The 23,318-nt window shown below is 71.3% G+C and carries 19 protein-coding genes; 8 read left to right on the forward strand and 11 right to left on the reverse strand.

Going from position 1 to position 23,318, the window contains the following annotated elements; genetic code table 11:
- Window positions 1-32 precede the first annotated feature (32 nt).
- From glpK to D466_RS0114180, 10 genes are all read right to left on the reverse strand, one after another.
- Window positions 33-1,598: a glycerol kinase GlpK gene (glpK, locus tag D466_RS0114135; RefSeq protein ID WP_196803485.1), complete on the reverse strand. Its 1,566-nt coding sequence runs from the start codon at window positions 1,596-1,598 to the stop codon at window positions 33-35.
- Window positions 1,538-3,130: a glycerol-3-phosphate dehydrogenase gene (gene glpD, locus D466_RS0114140; RefSeq protein WP_018914361.1), complete on the reverse strand. Its 1,593-nt coding sequence runs from the start codon at window positions 3,128-3,130 to the stop codon at window positions 1,538-1,540. The genes glpK and glpD overlap by 61 nt, the downstream gene beginning before the upstream one ends.
- Window positions 3,127-5,268 (reverse strand): alpha-galactosidase, encoded by a 2,142-nt coding sequence (locus D466_RS0114145; RefSeq protein ID WP_038166346.1) that lies wholly within the window; start codon window positions 5,266-5,268, stop codon window positions 3,127-3,129. The genes glpD and D466_RS0114145 overlap by 4 nt, the downstream gene beginning before the upstream one ends.
- Before the next feature lie 4 nt (window positions 5,269-5,272).
- Window positions 5,273-6,124: a carbohydrate ABC transporter permease gene (locus D466_RS0114150; protein ID WP_018914363.1), complete on the reverse strand. Its 852-nt coding sequence runs from the start codon at window positions 6,122-6,124 to the stop codon at window positions 5,273-5,275.
- The gene (locus tag D466_RS0114155) at window positions 6,124-6,987 is read right to left on the reverse strand and encodes a carbohydrate ABC transporter permease (RefSeq protein WP_018914364.1); all 864 of its coding nucleotides are present in this window, start codon (window positions 6,985-6,987) and stop codon (window positions 6,124-6,126) included. The genes D466_RS0114150 and D466_RS0114155 overlap by 1 nt, the downstream gene beginning before the upstream one ends.
- A gap of 134 nt (window positions 6,988-7,121) precedes the next feature.
- Window positions 7,122-8,360 (reverse strand): ABC transporter substrate-binding protein, encoded by a 1,239-nt coding sequence (locus D466_RS0114160; protein ID WP_018914365.1) that lies wholly within the window; start codon window positions 8,358-8,360, stop codon window positions 7,122-7,124.
- Between the two features lie 25 nt (window positions 8,361-8,385).
- Window positions 8,386-10,374 (reverse strand): beta-galactosidase, encoded by a 1,989-nt coding sequence (locus D466_RS0114165; protein WP_018914366.1) that lies wholly within the window; start codon window positions 10,372-10,374, stop codon window positions 8,386-8,388.
- Between the two features lie 27 nt (window positions 10,375-10,401).
- The gene (locus D466_RS0114170; protein ID WP_018914367.1) at window positions 10,402-11,556 is read right to left on the reverse strand and encodes an ABC transporter ATP-binding protein; all 1,155 of its coding nucleotides are present in this window, start codon (window positions 11,554-11,556) and stop codon (window positions 10,402-10,404) included.
- A 58-nt stretch (window positions 11,557-11,614) separates the two neighbouring features.
- The gene (locus tag D466_RS0114175; protein WP_018914368.1) at window positions 11,615-13,345 is read right to left on the reverse strand and encodes an IlvD/Edd family dehydratase; all 1,731 of its coding nucleotides are present in this window, start codon (window positions 13,343-13,345) and stop codon (window positions 11,615-11,617) included.
- Window positions 13,346-13,466: 121 nt separating this feature from the next.
- Entirely contained in the window at window positions 13,467-14,456 is a 990-nt protein-coding gene (locus tag D466_RS0114180) for a helix-turn-helix domain-containing protein (RefSeq protein WP_018914369.1), read from the reverse strand.
- Between the two features lie 106 nt (window positions 14,457-14,562).
- Between D466_RS0114180 and D466_RS0114185 the strand changes: the two genes are divergently transcribed.
- The 8 genes from D466_RS0114185 to D466_RS21855 all read left to right on the forward strand — a co-directional run bounded on the left by D466_RS0114185 (window position 14,563) and on the right by D466_RS21855 (window position 22,285).
- Entirely contained in the window at window positions 14,563-15,837 is a 1,275-nt protein-coding gene (locus D466_RS0114185) for a DUF1479 domain-containing protein (RefSeq protein ID WP_018914370.1), read from the forward strand.
- A gap of 177 nt (window positions 15,838-16,014) precedes the next feature.
- Window positions 16,015-17,010 carry a sugar ABC transporter substrate-binding protein gene (locus D466_RS0114190; RefSeq protein ID WP_018914371.1) on the forward strand — a complete coding sequence of 332 codons (996 nt, stop codon included), beginning with the start codon at window positions 16,015-16,017 and terminating at the stop codon, window positions 17,008-17,010.
- A gap of 97 nt (window positions 17,011-17,107) precedes the next feature.
- Window positions 17,108-18,079, forward strand: coding sequence for an ABC transporter permease (locus D466_RS0114195; protein ID WP_018914372.1), 972 nt, complete (start codon window positions 17,108-17,110; stop codon window positions 18,077-18,079).
- Between the two features lie 31 nt (window positions 18,080-18,110).
- Window positions 18,111-18,923, forward strand: coding sequence for an ATP-binding cassette domain-containing protein (locus D466_RS0114200; RefSeq protein WP_038166348.1), 813 nt, complete (start codon window positions 18,111-18,113; stop codon window positions 18,921-18,923).
- Between the two features lie 13 nt (window positions 18,924-18,936).
- The gene (locus D466_RS0114205; RefSeq protein ID WP_018914374.1) at window positions 18,937-19,392 is read left to right on the forward strand and encodes an RbsD/FucU family protein; all 456 of its coding nucleotides are present in this window, start codon (window positions 18,937-18,939) and stop codon (window positions 19,390-19,392) included.
- Between the two features lie 2 nt (window positions 19,393-19,394).
- Window positions 19,395-20,657, forward strand: a complete 1,263-nt coding sequence (locus tag D466_RS0114210) for an ROK family transcriptional regulator (protein ID WP_018914375.1) — start codon at window positions 19,395-19,397, stop codon at window positions 20,655-20,657.
- 33 nt (window positions 20,658-20,690) lie between these two features.
- Window positions 20,691-21,752: an L-glyceraldehyde 3-phosphate reductase gene (gene mgrA / locus D466_RS0114215; protein WP_018914376.1), complete on the forward strand. Its 1,062-nt coding sequence runs from the start codon at window positions 20,691-20,693 to the stop codon at window positions 21,750-21,752.
- A gap of 230 nt (window positions 21,753-21,982) precedes the next feature.
- A complete protein-coding gene (locus D466_RS21855) occupies window positions 21,983-22,285 on the forward strand; it encodes a SemiSWEET transporter (protein ID WP_018914377.1) in 303 nt (100 codons plus the stop codon).
- A gap of 27 nt (window positions 22,286-22,312) precedes the next feature.
- Here D466_RS21855 and D466_RS0114225 read toward each other — a convergent pair whose 3' ends face one another.
- Window positions 22,313-23,287, reverse strand: coding sequence for an AEC family transporter (locus D466_RS0114225; protein WP_018914378.1), 975 nt, complete (start codon window positions 23,285-23,287; stop codon window positions 22,313-22,315).
- Window positions 23,288-23,318 lie beyond the last annotated feature (31 nt).

Genomic DNA, 23,318 nt, shown 5'->3' on the forward strand with positions numbered 1-23,318 from the left:
GGCGGGGCCGCGAGCGCGCTGCGCGGCCAGGCTCAGCGATCCGGGGCGCTCCAGTCCAGCGAGCGTTGCACGGCCTGCTGCCAGCGCCGCAGCAGGCGCTCGCGCTCCGGTGCCGGCATCGAGGGCTCCCAGCGGCGCTGCTCCTGCCAGTGCGAGGCCAGTTCGGCGGTGTCGCGCCACAGGCCCACGGCCAGGCCGGCGGCGCAGGCCGCGCCCAGCGCGGTGGTCTCGCCGCACACCGGGCGGATCACCGGCGTGTCCAGCAGGTCCGCCTGGAATTGCATCAGCAGCGAGTTCACGCTCATGCCGCCATCGACCTTGATCTCGCGCAATTTCATGCCGCTGTCGCGTTGCATCGCCGCGACGATTTCCTGCACCTGGAAGGCCGTCGCCTCCAGCGCCGCGCGCGCGACGTGGCCGCGATGCGCGAAATGGGTCAGGCCCACCAGCACGCCGCGGGCGTCCGGGCGCCAGTGCGGTGCGAACAGGCCGGAGAAGGCGGGCACGAAATACACGTCTCCGTTGTCGGGCACGCTGCGTGCGAGTTCCTCGATCTCCGCCGCCGATCCGATCAGGCCCAGGTTGTCGCGCAGCCAGCGCACCAGCGAGCCGGTGACGGCGATCGAGCCCTCCAGCGCGTAGCACGGCGCCTGTTCGCCCAGGCGATAGGCCACCGTGCCCAGCAGGCCGCTGGCCGACGGCGTGGCCTGCTCGCCGGTGTGCATCAGCAGGAAGGATCCCGTGCCGTAGGTCACCTTGGCCTGGCCCGGCGCGAAGCAGGCCTGGCCGATCAGCGCGCCCTGCTGGTCGCCTACCAGCGCGGCCAGTTCGGCGCCGCGCAGGGCGCCTTCGCGGATGCGCCCGATGCGCTGCGAGGTCGACACCACGCGGGGCAGGCAGGCCGGGGGCACGCCCAGCGCCTCGCAGATCTCGGCGTCCCATTGCAGGCGCCGGATGTCGAACAGGTTGGTGCGGCTGGCGTTGGTCACGTCGCTGACATGCTGCCCGCCGTCGGCGCCCCCGGTGAGGTTCCACGCCAGCCAGGCGTCGATGGTGCCGAACAGCAGCTCGCCGCGCGCGGCCGCCTGCGCCGCGCCGGCGTGCTCGCGCAGCAGCCACTGCAGCTTGCAGGCCGAGAAATAGTTGGCCGGCGGCAGGCCCGTGCGCTCGCGCCAGCCCTGCGGCCCGACGCGCGCCACGATGTCGCGCACCAGCGACTCGGTGCGGCAGTCCTGCCAGACGATGGCGCGGCCCAGCGTGCGCCCGCTGGCACGTTCCCACAGCACCGCGGTCTCGCGCTGGTTGGCGATGCCCACGGCCGCCAGCTGCGAGGCCGCGATTCCCGCCTCGCGCAGCGCCTGCGCCGCCAGCTCGTGCACGTTGCGCAGGATCTCGGCGGGATCGTGCTCGACCCAGCCCGGCTGCGCGCAGATCTGCCGGTGCTCGCGCTGCGCCACGGCCACCACGCGCAGCGCGGCGTCGAACACCATGACCCGCGTGCTGGTGGTGCCCTGGTCGATGGCCGCCACAAAGCTGTTCAAAGGCTTGCTCCCGAATGCACGGCCGCGGGTTCGCCGCGGGCCTGGAGATCGAACCATGCGCTGACCGCCTCGCGTTGCGCGGGGCTCAGGTCCAGGCCGCATTTGCTGCGGCGCCAGAGGAAGTCCTCGCCGCTGCGCGCCCATTCCCGATGCGCAGCGTATTCCAGTTCGGCCTCGAACACCCCCGGCGCGATCTCGGCGCCGAGGTCGGCCGGGCCGGCGGCCGCGCCCAGCCAGCGATGCACGCGCGTGCCGTAGGCGCAGGCCACGCGCCGGCGCATCGCCGCGGGCATCCAGGCATGGCGCGCGCCCAGCGCCCGCTCGAAGGCTGCCAGGTCGTCGGGGCCCGGCCCGGAGCGGCCCAGCTCGGCGTACAGGTCGCCGCCCGGAAGCAGCGCATGCGCGGTCCAGGCGCCGCGCCGGCAGCCCAGGCTGCCCGCCAGGCGGTCGGCCGCCTGCTCGGCCAGCAGCCGGTAGGTGGTGATCTTGCCGCCCCAGACGTTGAGCAGCGGCGCGCCCGCGGCGTCGAGCTCGATGCGGTAGTCGCGGGTGACCGCCGAGGGATCGCCGCTGTGGTCGTCGAGCAGCGGGCGCACGCCGGAAAAGCTCCACACCACGTCCTGCGCTCCCAGGCGCAGGTCGAAATAGCGCATCACGCTCGCGCACAGGTAGTCGGTCTCCTGCTCGCTGATGCGCGGTGCCGCGGGGTCGCCGTCGTAGACCACGTCGGTGGTGCCGATCAGCAGGTGCTCGGCGCCGTAGGGAATGACGAACACGATGCGCCGGTCGGGGTTCTGCAGCAGCCAGGCCTGGTGCATGGGCCCCCAGCGCCGCACGACGATGTGCGAACCCTTGATCAGGCGAGGGCGCCGCGCGGCCGCGGCCCCGGCGTCTTGCGCGACGCGCCCGGCCCAGGGCCCGGCGGCGTTGACCAGGCTGCGCGCGCGCACCTGGAAGCTGCCCCGCGGGCCGTGCAGCTCGGCCAGCCAGGCGCCGGCCTCGCGGCGAAGTTCGCCCACGCGCGTGCGCGTGAGCACGCGCGCGCCGCGCTCGGCGGCATCCAGCGCGTTGAGCACGACCAGGCGCGCATCGTCCACCCAGCCGTCGGAGTAGGCGAAGCCGTGGCGCCATTGCGGACGCAGCGAGCAGCCGGCGGCCTCGGCCTGCAGATCCACCATGCGCGAGCCCGGGAGCCAGCGCCGCCGCGCCAGGTGGTCGTACAGCCACAGCCCGGCGCGCAGGGTCCACAGCGAGCGCAGGCGCGGGTCGTGGGGCACGACGAAGCGCATCGGCCCCATGATGTGCGGCGCGCTGGCCAGCAGCACCTCGCGTTCCTGCAGGGCTTTGCGCACCAGCGCGAATTCGTGGAACTCCAGGTAGCGCAGGCCGCCGTGGATGAGCTTGGTGGAGGCCGACGAGGTGTGCGCGGCCAGGTCATCCTGCTCGCTCAGCAGCACGCGCAGCCCGCGCCCCGCGAGGTCGCGCGCGATGCCGCAGCCGTTGACCCCGCCGCCCACCACCAGCACGTCCCAGGGCTCGCCGACGCCGGCGGCGCCGGCCCCGGGGCCCTGCGTCGGGAGCTGGTTCATGCGCGCTCCATGCCGAACACCAGCGCCGCCTCGGGATGCAGCGCGGGCAGCGGCAGGCCGCATTGCGCGAGTTCGTGCCCGTCGGCCAGCACGCCGGGGCCGGCGAGGGCGTGCAGCCAGGCGCTGGACTGCTCGGCGCGCTGGCGCAGCTGCCCGGCGCGTCCGAGCAGGCGCACGCGCCAGCGGCCGCTGCCGCGCAAGGGCGGCAGGCGCAGCGCCGCGGATTGCGTGCCGGGCATGGCCTCGGGCTGGAACACGCACAGGAACTGGCGTTGCGGGGTGGAGGCCAGCCACCAGCGCGCGCCGCTGGGGCTGCGCCCCTGCGCGATCTCGCCGTCGTGGATGGTTTCCCGCCACTGCTTGTACAGCGCGATCCAGCCGGCCAGGCGCTCGCGCTCGTCGGCGCTCATCGCGCGCACGTCGGCCTCCACGCCCATGTGCCCGAAACAGGCCACCGCGCAGCGCAGGTCGATGGATTGGGAGCGCCCGGTGGCGTGCGCCGGCGCCGGGCCCACGTGGCTGCCCAGCAGCTCGGGCGGAAACAGGCGCAGCGCGCCGGACTGGATGCCGATGCGTGAGCTGGCGTCGTTGTTGTCGCTGGTCCACAGGCGCTGCGTGTAGCGCAGGATGCCCAGGTCGGCGCGCGCCCCGCCGGAGGCGCAGCTCTCGATCTCCACCCTCGGGTGCGCGCCGCGCAGGCGCTCCAGCAGCGCGTACAGGGCGAGCACCTGGGCATGCATGCCGGGGCGCCCCTGGGCATCCAGCGCTTGCGCGAGATCGCGGTTCATGTCCCACTTCAGGTACGAAATCGGCGCGCCGCGCAGCAGCGCATCGAGCTTGTCGAACAGGTAGTGCGAAACCTCCGGGCGGGCCAGGTCGAGCACCAGCTGGTGGCGCCCGAACACCGGCTCGCGCCGAGGGTCGCCGAGCACCCATGCGGGGCGCTCGCGGTACAGGCGGCTTCGCGGGTTGACCATCTCGGGCTCCACCCACAGCCCGAATTCCATGCCCAGGGAGCGTACATGTTCGGCCAGCCCGCCCAGGCCATGAGGATACTTGCGCGCATCCGGCCACCAGTCGCCCAGCGCGGCGCGGTCGTCGTCGCGCCCCTCGAACCAGCCGTCGTCGAGCACGAAGCGTTCCACGCCGAGCGCGGCCGCCTGCGAGGCCAGTTCGCGCAGCTCGCCCTCGTCGTGGCGGAAGTACAGAGCCTCCCAGGTGTTCAGGTGCACCGGACGCGGGCGCCGCCGGCCGCCCGGCCAGCGCAGCACCTCGCGCCGCGCCAGCGCGTGCAGGCCGCGCGAGGCCGAGCCGATGCCGGCCTGGCCCAGCGCCAGGTGCAGCGGCGGCACGCGCAGGCGCGCCCCGGGCGCCAGGCGCAGCTCGCCGGGGGCGAACCATTCCCCGGCCTGCAGCAGCAGGCGCCCGTCGTCGTGGCGCTCCAGCGCGAAACGGTGGTTGCCGCTCCACGCCAGCTGCGCGCCGAGCGCCGGACCCTGGTGCTCGCAGGTATGCGCGGCCAGCACGAACAGGCCCGGCGGAGCCTGGTGCGAGCTGCGCCCGCGCCGGTTCTCGCGCGACCAGCCGCTGGGGCCGACGGCCTGGCGCTCCCACTGGAATTCCTGCGCCCACTCGCCGTGCGGGTAGCAGACCTCGCCGAGTTCGGCGGGCAGCGCGATGCTGGCCCCGGCCAGGCGGTCCACCTGCAATTCGGTGTCTCCGCGGTTGTGCAGCTCGGCCTCGACGCGCAGCACGTCGGTGGCGCCGTCCAGGCCGAGCTCGATGCGCAGGCCCAGGCCGGCGCCGAGGTCGCCGAGCTGCAGGCTCAGCGAATCGGCGGCGGGCTGCTCCCAGGACTCCACGCTCCATTCGTGGATGGCGTCGAGCCCGTCGCGGTGGGCGCGCAGCACGCCGTCCTGCGCCAGGCCGTTGCCGTGGCCGGGGGCCAGGCGCGGCGGGCTCGGCGCATCCATGCCGCCCGGCGGCATGGACAGCAGCTCGGTGCCGGGCCAGGCGGCCAGCAGGTCCAGCGCGTCCAGGCGCGAGCCCAGGTGACGCCACAAGGCGGCGCCGCCCTGGGTGACTTCCAGCACGGCGCTGCAGGCATTGCCCTCGAGACGCAACAGACTCGCTGGCATGGCGTCAACCCTTGGTGGCGCCGAGGGTCAGCCCGGCGATGAAATGGCGCTGCATGGCGAAGAACATCACCACCGGGGGCAGCGCGGCGAGGATGGAACCGGCGGCGACCAGTTGCCACTGCGAGATCCACTGGCCGTTGAGGGACATGAGCCCGCCGGTCACGGGCATGGCGTGGCTGCCCTGGGTGAGCACCGTGGCCCAGAAATAATCGTTCCAGACGAAGGTGAAGATCAGCACCGCCAGCGCGGCCATCGCGGGGCGGATCAGCGGCAGCACGATGCGCAGGAAGATGCGCAGCTCGCCGGCGCCCTCGATGCGCGCGGCCTCGATCAGCTCGCGCGGCAGATCGCGGATGAAATTGCGCAGGAAGAAGGTGCAGAAGCCGCTCTGGAAGGCGGTGTGGAACAGGGTCAGCCCCAGCGTGCTGTTGTACAGCCCCAGGTGCAGCGAGAGCTGGCGTACCGGAACCATGAGGATCTGCGCCGGCACGAAGTTGCCGCCGACGAACAGGAAGAACACGGCCAGGTTGGCGCGGAAGCGGTACACGCCGAGGGCGTAGCCGGCCAGGCTGGCCAGCGCGATGGATCCGGCCACCGCGGGCACCGTGACCTCGAAGCTGTTGAGGATGTAGCGCAGCAGCGGGGTGTTGCGGAACACCTGCACGTAGTTGCTCACGCCGGCCCAGGAGGAGGGCAGGCCCCAGTAGTTGCCCGAATTCATGTCGGCCGGCGTGCGCACCGACATCATGGCCACCGCCAGGATGGGCAGCAGCCACACCAGCAGCAGCAGCGGAATGCCCACGCGGTAGGCCGTGCGCGTCAGCGGACGCGTCTGTTCGATCGGGGTCGGGAACATCAGGCGTTCTCCTTTTCCTGCAGGTACACGCGGCGCAGCACGAACACGATGAACACCAGCATGATGAAGAACAGCACGGTTGCGACGGCGGCGCCGTAGCCCATGCGGTAGCCGTACTCGCTGAGCGCGACCTCGTACATGTAATAGGCCAGGGTGCGCGAACTGCCGTAGGGGCCGCCCTGGGTCATGATGGAGATCATGTCGAAACTGCGCAGCGAGCCGATCACCGTGACCACCACCGCGATGAAGGTGGCCGGACGCAGCTGCGGCAGCACCACCCTGGACAGCATGGACCAGCCCTTGGCCCCCTCCAGCCGGGCGGCCTCGATGAGGTCGGCGCGCACGCCGTTGAGCCCGGTGAGGTACAGGATCATGCAATAGGCGATCTGCGGGTACAGCCCGGCGGCGACGATGCCGTAGGTGACCAGGTGCGAGTTCGACAGCACCGCCACCGGAGGCAGTCCCAGGGCATGCAGCAGGTGCACGAACAGCCCCGAGGTGGGGTCGTAGAACAGCGTGAACACCAGGCCGATGACCACCTGGGAGATCACGAAAGGAAAGAAGAAGGCCGACTTCATCAGGCGCAAGCCGGCCATGGTCTGATTGAGCAGCAGGGCCAGCGCCAGGCCGATGGGTACCGACAGCAGGTAGCCGAACAGCCAGATCAGGTTGTTGCGCAGCGCGGTCAGGAAGGCCGGGTCCGAGCCCAGGCGCAGGTAGTTGGCCAGCCCCACCCAGCGCGCGGTGCCCAGCCCGTCCCACTTGTACAGGCTCAGCCCCATGGACTCGACGATGGGCCCGAGCACGTAGACCGTGAACAGGAACAGGCCCGGGGCCAGGAACAGCCAGGGAGCGAGGGACATGTGGTGCCTCGCCCACCAGGATCGGCGGGGCGGCGTGCGCGCGGGAGAGGACATGGCGGAATCGGCGGCGGCTGCCGCGCGCCGGCTTCGGGCCGGCGCGCGGACGGGGGCTGACGGGCCCGGGGGCCCTGCGGTTACTGGCTGTAGACCTGCTTCTCCACCTCGTCGAGGTGCTTCAGGATGTCCTGGCGCTGGGACGGATCCATCAGATAGTGCTGGAAGCCGTCCAGGCCGGCCTTGGCCATCTGCGCGGGCGCGTCGCGGTCATAGAACTGCGACAGGTCCTTGGCGTTGGACAGCAGCTTGAAGCCGGCCTGCAGGAAGGGATCGTCCGGCAGCTTGGCGTTCTTGTTGGTCGGCAGCTGTCCGAGGATCGCGTTCATCTTCGACTGCACCTCCGGGCGCGCCAGGTAGGCCAGGAATTTCTCGGCGTCGGCCTTGTGCTTGGCATGCGCGGGGATGAACACGATGTCGGTGGGCGCCTCCTCGGCGTCGGGCACCTTCGGGTCGATCACCGGGAAGGGCACGAAGCCGATCTGCGACTCCTTCAGCCCGGCCGACTTCATCACGTCCACCGCGAAATTGCCCATCAGGTACATCGCCGCCTGGCCCTTGACGAACAGCGGTACCGCTTCCTGCCAGGCGTAGGACGCGCTGTTGGGAATGAAGTAGCCGGGCTTGGTCAGCTGGTCCCAGTAGTCGAACACCTTCTCCACGCGCGGATCGGTATAGGGCACCTTGCCCGCCATGAGCTGCATGTGGAAGGCGTAGCCGTTGACCCGCAGGTCGAGGTAGTCGAACCAGCCGGCCGCCGGCCACGGGGCCTTGGTGCCGATGGCGAAGGGGGTGATGCCGTGGGACTTCAGCGTGGCGCAGTCGGCCAGCAACTCCTTCCAGGTCTTGGGCGGCTGGATGCCCAGCTTGTGGAACAGGTCCTTGCGGTAGTAGATGCCCCACTGGTAGTAGGTCAGCGGCAGGCCCCACTTGCGGCCGTTGAGGGTCATCGACGACGCGGAGGAGGCGAAGGCCTGGTTCCAGCCGTCCTTGTTCCACAGCGGGGTCACGTCGGTGAACAGCCCGTCCTTGACGAAGGGGGCCATGCGGTTGGCCGCGTACCAGGTGGCCAGGTCCGGCGGATCGGCGGACAGGAAGTTGAAGATGGCGCTCTTGTAGCCCTCGTGGTCGAAGGTGTTCACCTTCACGTGGATGTTGGGGTAGGCGGCCTCGAAGCCCTTCACGCCGGCGGCGATGGCCGCCTTCGGTCCGGGGTCGGAGTAGTCGGTGTTGAACACCAGTTCGTCGGCGTGCGCTGCGGCTGCGGCGGCGCCCAGAAGCGCGGCGCCGAGCACCAGCTTGCGGGACAGGCGTGGCATGTTGTCGTCTCCTCGTGAGTCTTGGTCAATGTGCGGAAGCAGCTGGGAGCAGCTTCCATACGGATAGGCCCCGGGGGGGCAGTTCCAGCGCGCCCAGCAGGCGCGTGGCCTCGCCTTGCGGTGGCTCCCAGCGCACCGGCGAATCGGAGAAGTTCAGGGCCAGCGCCAGCTCGCCGACGCGGCTGATGCGCAGTCCCTCGGGCAGGCGTTGCAGGCCCAGTCCAGCGGCCGGCGCCAGGTGTTCGATCAGCGCCAGCCAGCCGGCCTGGTCGAGCCAGGCGGCCAGGTACCAGCAGTCGTCCTTGCGGGTCAGCGCGGCGGAGCCGTCGGCGAAGCGCGCCTGCGCCTGCGCGCCGCGCAGCGCCAACTGCTCGCACCAGCGCGACGCCCGCAGCGTGGGGCCGTCGTCGCCCAGGCGCAGCGGCAATTCCACGCCCGGCGGCAGCGAGCTCACCCGCTGCACCTGCACGCCGGCGAGTTCGGCGAAGGCACCGGGCGCCAGGCCGGCAGGAATGTGCAGTTCTTCCGTCTTGGAGCCCGCGCGGGGCCCCAGCAGCACCTGCGCGCCGCTGCGCCGCAGCGCCTCGGCCAGCGCGGCCTCGCCGCGCAGCTGCGCCGGCAGCAGCACCAGCGCGTAGCCTTGCAGTTCGGCGCCGGGGGGCAGCAGGTCCACGTCCAGGCCCCACTGGCGCAGCGCGGCGTAGGCACGAAAGCAGGCCTCCAGCGCCAGGTAGTCGCGGCCCTGGGGCTGGATGTCGGCCATCCACAGGCTGGCGTAGTCGAACACCAGCGCCACCGGGGCCTGCCGGCGCTGGCGCGCCGCGCGCAGCGGCTCGCGCAGGGCGTCGAGCTCGCGCGCGACCTGGGCGACCTCCAGCGCGCCCAGGTCGTCGCTGCCGTCGGGGCGTTGCAGCCCCGCGTGCATCTGCTCCTGCGCGTAGGGGGCCTGGCGCCAGCGGAAGTAGCTGATCACCTCGGCGCCGTGGGCCAGGGCCTGCCAGCTCCACAATCGCACCATGCCGGGATGCGGGGCGGGGTTCCACTGCGCCCAGTTCACCGGTCCCGGCTGCTGCTCCATGACCCACCAGCGTCCCTGGCACATGCCGCGGTACAGATCGTGGTGGAAGGCGGGAATGTCGGGGTGTCCGGTGAAGGCGTGGCGCTGCTTCTCGTGCGCGTCGAGGAAGAAGTTCTGCGTGGCGCCCAGGGGGTAGGAATCCCAGGCGGCCACGTCCAGGTCGCGCGCCAGGCGGTGGTGGTCGAACTCGGTGAAAAACCCCATGAAGTTGTGCAGCACGTCGCGGCCCGGCGAGTGCCTGCGCAGGATGTCCACCTGCATGCGGTTGAACTCGGCCACCTCGTCGGAGGCGAAGCGCCGCCAGTCGAGGCGATGCGAGGGGTTGGCCTCGGTCACCGTGCCGGCGGGGGGATCCACCTGCGCGAAGTCGGTGTATTCCTGGCTCCAGAACACCGTGCCCCAGGCCTGGTTGAGGGCTTCGATGGTGCCGTAGCGCTGCTGCAGCCACGCGCGGAAACGCTCGCGTGCCGCGGCGGAGTAGCTCAGCACGGTCGAGTGGCAGCCGTATTCGTTGTCGGTCTGCCAGGCGCACACGGCCTCGTGGCTGCCGTAGCGCTCGGCCATCAGCGTGACGATACGTGCGGCCTGCGCCCGGTATTGCGGGCTGGAGAAGCAGTAGTGGCGCCGCGAGCCGAAGCCGCGCGCATGTCCGTGCTCGTCCAGCGCCAGGATGTCCGGATGCGCATCGACCAGCCATTTGGGAGGGGTGGCGGTGGGCGTTCCCAGCACCACGCGCAGTTCGTGCCGGTGCAGGGTGTCGAGGGCCTGGTCCAGCCAGTCCCAGCACAACTCGCCGCTACGCGGCTCGATGCGGCTCCAGGCGAATTCGCCGATGCGCACCACGCGCAGCCCGAGTTCGCGCATGTGGCGAGCGTCGCGCTCCCACAACTCCCGCGGCCATTGCTCGGGGTAATAGCACACGCCCAGTTCGATCATGCTCAGGCTCTCCGGTGCGCGCGGCGCTCAGGCCGCCACGGCCAGCGCCGGCAGCCCCTCGGGCTGCACGGTGCGCGGCAGGGCGTTGTCGGCGGCGTCGAACACGTGCACGCGTTCGGGCGGCAGGCGCAGGGTCACGCGGTGGCCCGGCGCGGCACTGAAGTGGCCCGGTGCCTTGGCCACCCAGGGGTCGCCGCAGCCGGCGGCGTCCAGGTACAGGTAGGTGGCCTCGCCCAGGCGTTCCTGCCACAGCACGTCACGCGCCAGCGCGGGCTCGCCCGCGCCGACCTCGACGTCCTCGGGGCGGATGCCCAGGCTCAATTCGGCGCCGGGCGCCTGGCCGCGCGCGTCCACGCGCGCCTGCACGCACTCCCCGCTGCGCAACTGCAGCGTGGCCAGTTCGTGGTCGTATTGCAGCAGCCGGGCCGGCGCGAAATTCATGCGCGGCGAGCCGATGAAGGCGGCCACGAAACGGTTGCGCGGCTGGTGGTACAGCTCCAGCGGGGTTCCGCATTGCGCCACGCTGCCGTCGCGCGCCACCGCGGCGCCGGTATTGAGCAGCACGATGCGGTCGGCCAGGGTCATGGCCTCCACCTGGTCGTGGGTGACGTAGATGGCGCTGGCGCGACCGAAGTCGCGGTGCAGGCGCGCGATCTCGAAGCGCGTCTGCACCCGCAGCGCCGCGTCCAGGTTGGACAGCGGCTCGTCGAACAGGAACACCTCGGGCTCGCGCACGATGGCGCGGCCGATGGCCACGCGCTGGCGCTGCCCGCCCGACAGCGCCTTGGGCATGCGCTCCAGCAGCGGCTCGAGTTGCAGGATCTGCGCGGCCGAGCGCACGCGGCGGTCGATGTCCGCCGGCGTGCACTTGGCCAGGCGCAGTCCGAAGGCCATGTTCTCGAACACGCTCATGTGCGGGAACAGCGCGTAGCTCTGGAACACCATGGCCGCGCCGCGCCGCGCCGGCGGCACGTCGTTCATGACCGTGTCGCCGATGCGCAGCAGGCCGGAGCTGATGGGTTCCAGCCCCGCGACCATGCGCAGCAGCGTGGACTTGCCGCAGCCCGAGGGGCCGACGAACACGCAGAACTCGTTGTCCCCGATGCGCAGGTTGACGTCGCGCACCACCGGAGCCAGCTTGCCGTAGGCCTTGCTGACGTGTTCGAGCTGGATACTTGCCATGATCGGTACGGGTGGGCCCGGGCGACGAGGCCGCCGGGGCGGAAGGAAGAGGGCGCGATCAGTGGGATTCGCGGGGCACCGCGTCGCCGCGGCAGCCGGTGAGAAAGTCCAGGTCGGCGCCCAGGTCGGCCTGCTGCACATGGCGCACGTACAGGCGCACGTAGCCCGAGTCGGGCAGCGGCGGCGGGCTCCAGGCGGCGCGCCTGCGCTGCAGCTCGGCCTCCTCCACGAGCAGCTGCAGGCGCCGCGCGCCGACGTCGAGCTCGATCAGGTCGCCGTCGCGCACCAGCGCCAGCGGTCCGCCGGCGGCGGCCTCCGGCGCGGTGTGCAGCACCACGGTGCCGAAGGCGGTGCCGCTCATGCGCGCGTCGGAAATGCGCACCATGTCGGTCACGCCCTGGCGCAGCAGCTTGGGCGGCAGGCCCATGTTGCCCACCTCGGCCATGCCGGGGTAGCCGCGCGGGCCGCAGTTCTTCAGCACCAGCACCGAGCCGGCGTCCACGTCCAGCTCGGGGTCGGCGATGCGTGCCTTGTAGTCCTCGATCGACTCGAACACCACCGCCCGCCCGGTGTGGCGCAGCAGGCCGGGCGTGGCGGCGGAAGGCTTGAGCACCGCGCCGTCGGGCGCCAGGTTGCCGCGCAGCACCGCGAGGCCCCCCTGGTCGACCAGCGGATCGGACAGCGGGCGGATCACCTGATCGTCGTCGCACTGGGCCTGCATCACGTGGTCGGCCAGCACGCCGCCGGCGACGCTGGGCGCGCGGCCGTGCAGCAGCCCGGCCTCGAGCAGGCGCCGCAGCACCACCGGCAGGCCTCCGGCGTAGTAGAAGTCCTCCATCAGGAAACGCCCCGAAGGCATCAGGTCGACGATGGTCGGCACGTCGCGCCCGAGGCGGTCCCAGTCGTCCAGGCTCAGCGGCACGCCCACGCGTCCGGCGATGGCCAGCAGGTGGATCACCGCGTTGGTCGAGCCGCCGATGGCGCCGCACACGCGGATGGCGTTCTCGAAGGCTTCGCGGGTCAGCACCTGGGAGGGCCGAAGGTCCTCGCGCACCAATTCGACGATGCGCCGCCCGGCGCGCTGAGCCAGGTCGGCGCGCCGCGCGTCGACGGCGGGAATCGCCGCGTTGCCGGGCAGGGCGATGCCCATGGCCTCGACCAGGCAGGCCATGGTCGAGGCCGTGCCCATGGTCATGCACACGCCGCTGGAGCGGGACATGCAGCGCTCGGCCTGCATGAACTCCTGCTCGCTCATGGTGCCGGCGGCGACCGCCTCGGCGAATTTCCACACGTGGGTGCCCGAGCCGATGGCCTGGCCGCGGAAACGCCCGTTGAGCATGGCGCCCCCCGAGACCACGATGGTCGGCAGGTTCACGCTGGCCGCGCCCATCAGCGTGGCCGGGGTGGTCTTGTCGCAGCCGGCCAGCAGCACCACGCCGTCCAGCGGGTGGGCGCGGATGGCTTCCTCCACGTCCATGCTGGCCAGGTTGCGGAACAGCATGGCCGTCGGGCGCATCAGGGTCTCGCCCAGCGAGCTGACCGGGAATTCCAGCGGCAGCCCGCCGGCCTGCAGCACCCCGTGGCGTACCCGCTCGGCCAGATCCCGGAAGTGGTGGTTGCAGGGGGTCAGGTCGCTCCAGGTGTTGCAGATGCCGATCACCGGGCGGCCGTCGAAGCTGTCGTCGGGCAGGCCCTCGCTTTTCATCCAGCTGCGGTGGATGAAGTTGTCCTTGCTGCGGCCCTCGAACCAGGCCTGGGAACGTCGCTTCTTCGGCGGGGATGACGACATGGCGGGTAGGTGCGCACGGAATTCGTGGGAGGAATGACATTCATCCTACAAATAAACCGCATCCGGCAACTCCGAGGTATCCCTAGGAGCCTGGGCCGCGCGGCTGGCGCTCGCCGCCGGCTCAATCCCCCGCGGGTGCGGGGATGGCGCGGCGGCGTGCGGCGCGGCGCAGCGAAGGAGGGCGCCGGTCGAGTCGCCCGGCGTCGCGCGGCGGGGCCGCGGCTTCGGGGCCCGGGCCCTGGGCGAACTGGCGCCGGTAGGCGCTGGGCGTGGTCTGGCGCGCGGCCTTGAACTGGCGATTGAAATGCGCGAGGTTGCCGAAGCCGCAGCGCGCGGCCACCTCGGACACCGGCAGGCGCGTGTCGGCCAGCAGGCGGCAGGCGCGGCCGATGCGCAGGCGCGTGAGGTGCTGCACCACGCTTTCCCCCAGGTGTTGCAGGAAGTAGCGCTGCAGGCTGCGCGGGGACCAGTGCGCGGCCGCGCAGAGGTCGGCCAGGCGCAGCGGCTCGGCCAGGCGCGATTCCATCAGCGCCAGCACGCGGTTGATGCGCTCGGGTTCGTGCCCCGTGGCGGCGCCGGCGGCCCCGGCGGGGCCGGCGAAGGCGGCGGGCGAGGCCAGCGCCTGCGCCGGGGCATCGGCCAGGCGGCACAGCAGATCGAGGGTAGCCGCCAGGCGACGGCGCGGCTCGGCCGCGAGCAGTTCGGGCAGTTGCTCGCGCATGGCCTGCGCTTGCGCCGCGGGAAAGCACAGGCCGCAGGTGCCGCGGCGCAGCAGGCGATGCAGGGGCTCGTACTCGGGGCAGCAGTCGGCCAGGCGCCGCGCCCAGGCGCCGTCGAACCACACCACGATCGCCACCTGCGGCTGGGCCGCATCGGCGGAGCGGTTGGAGGCCCAGGTGTGCGCGAGATCCGGCGGAACCAGCACCAGGTCGTCGGCGCCGTACTCGGCCACCGAATCCCCGATGTAGCGCTTGCCGTGGCTGTTGAGGGTCAGCGTGAGTTCGTACTCGGGGTGGTGGTGCCACTCGAAGGGAATGCGAGGCAGGCGCCGGTGGTAGATGCGCACCGAGCCATGCGCGCCGAAATCCACATGCTCATAAGCGGGCTTCATGGCGGAATCCGCAGCAACAATGGCGGGATCCTATCACTTGGCCGGGCTTCGCGAACCTATGCTGCGCCCATCGCCGGAACACACATTCCAATTCCTGGAGACGAGCATGGCCGCACTGCAGATCGATGACCTCCCCGCAACCATCCGCGCCGTCAAGGCGCGTCTGCGCGAGCAGCTTCCCGACTACGCCCGGGTGTACGCGCAGCTCGAAGCCGACATGCGCGCGCAGGCGGCGGAGATCGCCGAGCTGCGCGGCCGCGGCCTGCCGGTGATTCCCGAGATCGCCTACGCCGACATCGCCGAAGGCCGGGTGAGCGAGGCGCAGGCCCAGCTGGTGCGCAGGCGCGGCGCCTGCGTGATCCGGCGCGTGTTCGAGCCGGCGCGGGCCCGGGCCTGGGACTCCGAGATCGCCGACTACGTCCAGCGCAACGACCTCGACGCGCGCCTGGCCCACCGCGCCGAGGACAAGTATTTCGGCCAGCTGGCGTCGAGCAAGCCGCAGATCTACGGCGTGTACTGGTCGCGCCCGCAGGTGCTTGCGCGCCAGTCGCCCGAGCTCGGCGCCACCCGCGTGTTCCTCAACCGCCTGTGGCGCAGCCACAGCGAGGGCCGCCAGCATTTCGACCCCGAGCGCGTGCCGGCCTACGCCGACCGGCTGCGCCGGCGCCCGCCGGGCTCGGATTCCCTCGGGCTGTCGCCGCATTGCGACGGCGGCTCGGTGGAGCGCTGGATCGACGACAACTTCCGCAGGGTCTACCGCCACGTGTTCGACGGGAGCTGGCAGCGCTACGACCCCTTCGACGCCGCGTGGCGCCCGGAGGTGCGCGAGGTGGCGTCGCCGGCGGTGTGTTCCATGTTCCGCACCTTCCAGGGCTGGACCGCGCTGACCCGCCAGGGCCCCGGCGACGGCACGCTGCAGCTGGTGCCCATCGCCAATTCCATGGCCTACATCCTGATGCGCGCGCTGCAGGACGACGTGGCCGACGACGACCTGTGCGGCGCGCTGCCCGGGCGCGCGCTGTCCATCGCCCCGCGCTGGCACGCGCCGCTGTTCGACGCGCTGTCGTCGATTCCGCTGATGGAGCCGGGCGACGCGGTGTTCTGGCACTGCGACCTGATCCACGCGGTGGAGGACGCGCACCGCGGAACCGGCTACAGCAACGTCATGTACATCGCCGCCACGCCGGGCTGCGCCAAGAACGACGAGTACCTGCGGCGCCAGCTGCCGGCCTTCCTCGAGGGACGCAGCCCGCCGGATTTCCCGGCCGACGACTTCGAGACCGACTTCGTGGGGCGCGCCGGAGCGGACATGCTCAGCCCGCTGGGCCGCGAGCAACTCGGGCTCGACGCGCAGGCCGGGGAGACCGCCAGGAGGGCATGACATTCGGGTTTGTCCCGTGCGGGTTTTCCATTTGTACATCGCATTGATTTATTTAATGCGGGGGGCAACAATGGCGCCGTTCCCGGATGCGGCCACGAGCGTGTCCGGGAGCAGCGACGCCAGTGCCGGCATTCTCGGCACGCCATTCCATAAGCCCTGAGCACGAGGAGACGAACCATGAAATTCCGCCTTGCCGCGCTGGTCGCGGTACTCGCCGGCGCCGCCGGCGCCAGCCAGGCCGCCGAGCCGGTGATCGGCCTGATCACCAAGACCGACACCAATCCCTACTTCGTGACCATGCAGAAGGGCGCGAAGCAGGAGGCCGCCAAGCTCGGCGCCAAGCTGATCACCGGCTCCGGGCGCTTCGACGGCGACAACTCCAGCCAGGTGACGGCGCTGGAGAACATGAGCGCAGCCGGGGCCAAGACCATCCTGATCACCCCGGGGGATTCCAAGGCCATCGTCCCGACCATCGAGAAGGTGCGCAAGCAGGGCGTGATGGTCATCGCGCTGGACAGCCCGACCGAGCCCGCCAGCGCGGTCAACGCGCTGTACGCCACCGACAACTACCAGGCCGGTGAACTCATCGGCGCCTACGCGGCCAAGGTGATGAAGGGCAAGAAGCCGGTCATCGCCACCCTCGACCTGTTCCCCGGCAGCCCGGTGGGCGCGCAGCGCCACAACGGTTTCATGAAGGGCTTCGGGCTGCCGGCGGCGGCGGCCAGCAGCAACGAGCTGTCCAAGGATTCCGACATCGTCTGCATGGCCGACAGCGACGGCGACCAGGCCAAGGGCCAGACGGCGATGCAGAACTGCCTGCAGAAGAACCCGAACATCAACCTGGTCTACGCCATCAACGAACCGGCGGCCGCGGGCGCCTACCAGGCGCTCAAGCAGGCCGGGCGCGAGAAGGACGTGGCCATCGTGGCCATCGACGGCGGCTGCAAGGGCGTCGAGCAGGTCGCGCAGGGCATCATCACCGCGACCGCGCAGCAGTACCCGCTGAAAATGGCCGCGCTCGGGGTCGAGGCCGGCGTGGCCTACGCCAAGACCGGCAAGATGGTCTCGGGCTACCACAACACCGGCGTGAACCTGATCACCGACAAGCCCATCGCCGGCGTGGCCAGTCACGGCACCAAGTTCGGCATGCGCATGTGCTGGGGCAACCGCTGAGCTGGCTGGCCCGGGGCCGGGGGCAACCCGGCCCCGGGGCCAGGCCGACCCGATCCATCATCCGGCGCCGCCTGCGCGCCGTGCGGAGACCACCGCCGTGAACGCCCTCTCGATTCCCCAGCCCGCGCGGCTGCGCCTGAACTGGGCCAGCCTGGGCCCGCTGGCCGCCCTGGTGCTGGCCTGCGCCTTCTTCTCCACCCAGAGCGACCGTTTCCTGCATCTGCAGAACTTCGCGCTGATCCTGCAGCAGGTGATGGTGGTCGGCACCATGGCCATCGGGCAGACCCTGATCATCCTGACCGCCGGCATCGACCTGAGCTGCGGCGCGATCATGGCGCTGTCCAACGTGGTCATCGCCAAGCTCGCCGTCACGCTGGGCTGGAACCCCTACCTGGCGGTGCTGGCCGGCGTGGCGCTGGCCGCCGGCATGGGCCTGGCCAACGGGCTGCTGGTGACCAAGGCGCGCCTGCCCTCGTTCATCGTCACGCTGGGCACCTTGAACATCGCCTTCGCCGCCACCCAGATCTATTCGGGCGCGCAGACCATCACCGGATTGCCGGGCCCGATCACCGCGCTGGGCAACCCGCTGATGGTGGCCGGCGCGCCCGTGCTGTGGGGCTCGCTGATCATGCTGGCGCTGTACCTGCTGGCCTGGCTGGCGCTGCGCGAGACCGCGCCGGGGCGCCATGTGTACGCGGTGGGCAACAGCCCGGAGGCGGCGCGCCTGAGCGGCATTTCCGTGCACCGCGTGCTGCTCGGCGTGTACACCACGGCGGGGGCGCTCTACGGCATCGCAGCGCTGCTGTCGCTGGCGCGCACCGGCGTGGGCGATCCGCAGGCCGGGCAGGTCGACAACCTGGCGGCCATCACCGCGGTGGTGCTGGGCGGCACCAGCCTGTTCGGCGGCCGAGGGCCGATCCTGGGCACCCTGGTGGGTGCGCTGATCGTCGGCGTGTTCCGCAACGGACTGACCCTGATGGGCGTGGAATCGGTCTACCAGATGCTGATCACCGGGATCCTGGTGCTGCTCGCGGTGGCCACCGACCAGATCGTGCACAGGAACGGGTGAGATCATGAACGCACGCATGCAGGAGACTTCCATGATCCAGGAAGCGGCAGGGACCGGCGCCGCGGCGCGCCCGGTGCTGGAGGCGCGGGGGCTGACCAAGCGCTACGGCCAGGTCACCGCGCTGCAGGGCGCGGACTTCGAGCTGCGCGAGGGCGAGATCCTCGCGGTCATCGGCGACAACGGCGCCGGCAAGTCCTCGTTGATCAAGGCGCTGTCGGGCGCCATCATTCCCGACGAAGGAGAGATCTTCCTCGACGGCGCGCCGGTGCGCTTTCGCTCGCCCCTGGACGCGCGCCGGCAGGGCATCGAGACCGTCTACCAGGACCTCGCGGTGGCGCCGGCCATGACCATCGCCGAGAACCTGTTCCTCGGGCGGGAGATGCTGCGTCCGGGTCCCCTGGGCCGCTGGCTGCGCCTGATCGACAAGCGGCGCATGCTGGCCGAGGCGCAGTCGCACATGGCCAAGCTGAAGATCGGGCTGCGCTCGCTGAGCCAGCCGGTCGAGACCCTGTCGGGCGGCCAGCGCCAGGGCGTGGCGGTGGCGCGCAGCGCCGCCTTCGCGCGCCACGTGGTGATCATGGACGAGCCCACCGCCGCGCTGGGCGTCAAGGAGGGCAACATGGTGCTGGAGCTGATCCGCAATGTGCGCGAGCGCGGCCTGCCGGTGATCATCATCAGCCATAACATGCCGCATGTGTTCGAGATCGCCGACCGCATCCACATCCAGCGCCTGGGCCGCCGCGCCGCGGTGGTCGACCCCAGGCACATCGGCATGAGCGAGACCGTCGCGGTGATGACCGGCGCCATGCAACCCGAGCAACTTCCGGCCGAATGCCTGGCCTGAGCCCATCCCTGCCATGCTGAAGAACATCGATCCCCTGCTGACCCCCGAGTTGCTCAAGGTGCTGGCCGAGATGGGCCACGGCGACGAGATCGCCGTGGTCGACGCCAACTTCACCGCGGCATCGCTGGCGGCGGCGCACGGCCGCGTGCTGCGCCTGGCGGGCGCCGGCCTCGTGGCCGCCTGCGACGCGGTGCTGTCGCTGTTGCCGCTGGACGCCGGCGACGCCAGCCCGGCCGCGTTCATGCAGCATGCCGGCATGCCCGAGGGCCAGCCCTCGGCGCTGCAGGCGCGGGTGATCGACTCGCTGGTGCGCGTGGGCGGGGTGCCGGCGCGTTCCTGCCAGGCCATGGAGCGCTTCGCCTTCTACGAGCGGGTGCGGCACGCCTGGGCCGTGGTGCAGACCTCCGAGGCGCAGCCTTTCGGCAATTTCCTGTTCAAGAAGGGCGTGATCCTCGCGCAGCAGGCATGAGGATGGAATCCTCGAGCGACGAGCCGCGGGGAGACGAGGCGCCGCCGGGCGACGAGGCGCCTGCGCGCACGCGGGCCTGGGCGCGCGGCTCGAACCACGTCGGCATGCGCCAGTTCAACGAGCGGGTGGTGCTGCAGGCCATCCGCGTGCAGGGCAGTTGCTCGAAGGCGGAGATCGCGCGCAGGACCCACCTGACCGCGCAGACCGTGCAGCAGATCATCGGCCGCCTGGAGGCCGACGGGCTGGTGCTCAAGCAGGGCAGGGTGCGTGGACGCGTCGGCCAGCCCTCGGTGCCCATGGCGCTCAACCCCGACGGCGCCTACGCCATCGGGCTGACCATCGGCCGGCGCAACGCCGAGGTTCTGCTGGTCGACTTCTGCGCCAAGGTGCGGCGGCGCCTGAACGTCGAGTACGCCTTCCCCGACCCGCAGACCCTGTTCGCGCGCATCGAGGAGATGGTCTCCAGCCTGCTCGAGGATCTGGGGCCCGCGCAATCCCAGTTGCTGTGCGGCATCGGCGTGGCCGCGCCGCTGTCGCTGGAAGCCTGGCAGGGCCTGCTGGGCTTCGAGTCGCAGGCGCGCGCCTGGCAGGCCATCGACATCCGCGCGCGCATCGAGCAGATGTTCGGCATGCCGGTGCGGTTCATCAAGGACACCAGCGCCGCCTGCGTGGCCGAGCTGGTGGTGGGCCGCGGGCACGATACCCGCGACTTCCTGTACCTGTTCATGGATACCTTCATCGGCGGCGGGCTGGTGCTCAACAACCAGCTGCACGTGGGCCTGCACGGCAATGCCGGCGCGGTGGGTTCGCTGCCGGTGCGCCTGGCCCTGCCCGGGCAGCGCGAGCGGCCCGAGCAACTGCTGGGCGTGGCGTCGCTGCACCAGTTGCAAGCCGCCTACCGGGAAGCCGGGCTGGAGCCGCTGGCCTGGCGCGACCAGCGCGCGCTGGCCGCGCCGTGGCGCGAGCACACGCTGCGCTGGATGGATTCGGCAGCCTTCGCCATCGCGCTGGCCATCCACAACGTCAGCTGCCTGCTCGACATCGACCACGTGATCATGGACGGCTGCTTCAGCGCGGACTTGCGCGATGCGCTGCTGCAGCGCCTGCCGCAGGCCATGGACGCCTACGACTGGCAGGGGGTGGTGCGCCCGCGCATCCACGCCGGCGCGGTGGGTGCCGACGCGCGCGCGCTCGGTGCCGCGCTGCTGCCGCTGTACGCCGAGTTCATGCCCAGCCCCGAACTTTTCCTGAAGGCGCTACGCTGAAGCCCGCGTTCCGTTTCGAGATCCACCGTACCGATGACCACGCAATTCCCCAACTACCAGGCCGACCCGCAACGCTACGACGGGCGCATGCCCATGCGCCGTTGCGGGCGCAGCGGACTGCAGCTGCCGCTGCTGTCGCTGGGCCTCTGGCACAACTTCGGCGACTCCTCGTCGCTGCAAAACCAGCGCGAGATGCTGCGCACGGCCTTCGACCTGGGCATCACCCACTTCGACCTGGCCAACAACTACGGCCCGCCCTACGGCAGCGCCGAGTCGAATTTCGGCGAGCTGCTGCGCCGCGACTTCCGTCCCTACCGCGACGAGCTGATCATTTCCACCAAGGCCGGCTGGGACATGTGGCCGGGCCCCTACGGCCAGGGCGGGGGCTCGCGCAAGTACGTGCTGGCCAGCCTCGACCAGAGCCTGGCGCGCATGGGGCTGGACTACGTGGACATTTTCTATTCCCACCGCTTCGACGCCCACACGCCGCTGGAGGAAACCGCCGGCGCCCTGGCCACGGCGGTGCACAGCGGGCGCGCGCTATACGTGGGGATCTCCTCCTACTCCCCGGCGTCCACGCGCAAGATGGCCGCGCTGCTGGCCGAGCACAAGGTGCCGTTGCTGATCCACCAGCCGTCCTACAACCTGCTCAACCGCTGGATCGAGCCGGAACTGCTCGGAACCCTGGAGCAGGCGGGAGCCGGCTGCATCACCTTCACCGCGCTGGCGCAGGGCCTGCTCACGGGCAAGTACCTGGAAGGCGCGCCGCGTGACGCGCGCATCCACCGCCCGGGCGGCGCCTCGCTGCGCCCGGAGCACCTGAGCGCCGAGAACATCGAGCGCGTGCGCGCGCTCGATGCCATCGCCCGCCGTCGCGGGCAGTCGCTGGCGCAGATGGCGCTGGCCTGGGTGTTGCGCGATCCGCGCGTCACGTCCACGCTGATCGGGGCCAGCCGCGCCGAGCAGATCGTGGAGAACGTCGCCGCCTTGCGCAACCTGGATTTCTCGCCCGAGGAACTGGCCGAGATCGACCGCCACGCCCAGGAAGGCGGGGTGGACCTGTGGCGCGCGCCCGCCACGGACCAGGCGGTGTAAGGGGGGCCCCCACGCTCGCTGCGCTCGCTGCCCCCCGAGGGGGCGCAGTCGGCTTGGGGCGGCCCTGCGCCGACTGCGATCCGCGCCCGGCCGGCGGTCGCGGAATGGGCTCCGGCGGGCGATGTATCCGGCGCGCGACACCCTCACTTGCGCTTCGCCGAAAAGCCAGGCAGATCCGTAGAATCCCTGATATTCCCACGTCTTGCCGCGCACGCGCGCGGTCGGTCGACATGCGCATCGAGTTGTCTGTATTCATCGGCACCGTGGCTGCCAGCCTGACCACGCTGTCGTTCGTTCCGCAGGCCGTTCGTACCTTCCGCACCCGCGACGTGGGCGGCATCTCGCTGTGGGCCTACGCCATGTTCTGCACCGGTGTGGCACTGTGGGTGCTCTACGGCATCTACCTGGGCTCGCTGCCGGTGATCCTCGCCAATGTGGTCACGCTGGCCCTGGCGCTGGGCATCCTGGGCATGCGCGTGCGCTTCGCGCTGCGTGCGCGACCGCGCGCCGGCCGGCCCGACGTGGCGCTCTGAACCCAACCCCGGCGGGCCGGGGCATGGTCAGCGCAACAGGTGCAGCAGTCCAGCCTGCTGCAGCAGCGCGACCCAGACGATGAGCGTGGCGAAAGCCGCCGCGGTGGCCAGCAGCACCGTGGCCGAGCACAGACCGTGCAGGCCGCGCAGACGGCCGATCACCGGATAGGAACTCAGCATGGGCATCGCCGCCATCAGCACTCCGGCGGCGGCCAGCCCGTTCGGCTGGGGACGCAGGCACAGCATGGCCAGCAGCACCAGCAGGGGGTGACCGAACAGCTTGGCCAGGCCGATCGCCCCGGCCGGCACCAGGCTGCGCCGCAAGGCCGTGCCTGCCAGCGAGCCTCCCAGGAAGAACAGCGCGGCGGGCGCCGAAGCGTGCGCCAGCAGGCCGATCGCATCGTGCACGGGCCGCGGGGTCTGCAGGCGCAGCGCCTGCAGCAGCAAGGCCAGCGCGATGGCCGCCAGCACCTGGTTGCGCCCCAGCGCGCGCAAGGTCCCGAGCAGCAGGCGCCAGCGGCTGCCCGCCGGCTGCTCCCCTTGCCTCTTGGGTTGGGCGAGGCTCAGGCACAGGGGCAGCATCAGGCTGTTCTCGACCACCACGGTGAGTGCGAGCGCCAGCGAGGCGATCGGCCCGAGCAGCTGATGCAGGATGGGGAAGCCCATGAAGGCGCTGTTGGAGCAGGAAACGCCCAGGGCCAGCACCGCTGCGTCGCCGCGCGGCAGGTCGCGCAAGCGCCGGGCGAACAGCAGGACCAGCCCGAACATGCCCAGCGAGCCCAGCGCGTAGGCCGCCAGGTAGCGCGCGTCGAGCAGGTCGTGCAGGGGGAATTCCGACACCGCCGAGAAGATGAGTGCCGGCAGGCACACGCGCAGCACGAAGGCGGCCAGGCCGTCCAGGCTCGCGCCGCCCAGGTAGCCGGCGCGTACCGCCAGCCAGCCGGCGGCGATGAGCAGGAACAGCGGCGCGCTGGTCTGCGCGATGGCGGCGGCCAGGCTCATCGGGGGAGCGCGCGCGACGCGCCCGCCGCAA

This window comes from Thiomonas sp. FB-6 (assembly GCF_000377645.1).
Lineage (GTDB): Bacteria > Pseudomonadota > Gammaproteobacteria > Burkholderiales > Burkholderiaceae_C > Thiomonas_A.

Coding starts and splice junctions, on each gene's coding strand:
- glpK (WP_196803485.1), bottom strand. CDS start 1,598: ATGGTTCGATCTCCAGGCCCGCGGCGAACCCGCGGCCGTGCATTCGGG.
- glpD (WP_018914361.1), bottom strand. CDS start 3,130: ATGAACCAGCTCCCGACGCAGGGCCCCGGGGCCGGCGCCGCCGGCGTC.
- D466_RS0114145 (WP_038166346.1), bottom strand. CDS start 5,268: ATGCCAGCGAGTCTGTTGCGTCTCGAGGGCAATGCCTGCAGCGCCGTG.
- D466_RS0114150 (WP_018914363.1), bottom strand. CDS start 6,124: ATGTTCCCGACCCCGATCGAACAGACGCGTCCGCTGACGCGCACGGCC.
- D466_RS0114155 (WP_018914364.1), bottom strand. CDS start 6,987: ATGTCCCTCGCTCCCTGGCTGTTCCTGGCCCCGGGCCTGTTCCTGTTC.
- D466_RS0114160 (WP_018914365.1), bottom strand. CDS start 8,360: ATGCCACGCCTGTCCCGCAAGCTGGTGCTCGGCGCCGCGCTTCTGGGC.
- D466_RS0114165 (WP_018914366.1), bottom strand. CDS start 10,374: ATGATCGAACTGGGCGTGTGCTATTACCCCGAGCAATGGCCGCGGGAG.
- D466_RS0114170 (WP_018914367.1), bottom strand. CDS start 11,556: ATGGCAAGTATCCAGCTCGAACACGTCAGCAAGGCCTACGGCAAGCTG.
- D466_RS0114175 (WP_018914368.1), bottom strand. CDS start 13,345: ATGTCGTCATCCCCGCCGAAGAAGCGACGTTCCCAGGCCTGGTTCGAG.
- D466_RS0114180 (WP_018914369.1), bottom strand. CDS start 14,456: ATGAAGCCCGCTTATGAGCATGTGGATTTCGGCGCGCATGGCTCGGTG.
- D466_RS0114185 (WP_018914370.1), top strand. CDS start 14,563: ATGGCCGCACTGCAGATCGATGACCTCCCCGCAACCATCCGCGCCGTC.
- D466_RS0114190 (WP_018914371.1), top strand. CDS start 16,015: ATGAAATTCCGCCTTGCCGCGCTGGTCGCGGTACTCGCCGGCGCCGCC.
- D466_RS0114200 (WP_038166348.1), top strand. CDS start 18,111: ATGATCCAGGAAGCGGCAGGGACCGGCGCCGCGGCGCGCCCGGTGCTG.
- D466_RS0114205 (WP_018914374.1), top strand. CDS start 18,937: ATGCTGAAGAACATCGATCCCCTGCTGACCCCCGAGTTGCTCAAGGTG.
- D466_RS0114210 (WP_018914375.1), top strand. CDS start 19,395: ATGGAATCCTCGAGCGACGAGCCGCGGGGAGACGAGGCGCCGCCGGGC.
- mgrA (WP_018914376.1), top strand. CDS start 20,691: ATGACCACGCAATTCCCCAACTACCAGGCCGACCCGCAACGCTACGAC.
- D466_RS21855 (WP_018914377.1), top strand. CDS start 21,983: ATGCGCATCGAGTTGTCTGTATTCATCGGCACCGTGGCTGCCAGCCTG.
- D466_RS0114225 (WP_018914378.1), bottom strand. CDS start 23,287: ATGAGCCTGGCCGCCGCCATCGCGCAGACCAGCGCGCCGCTGTTCCTG.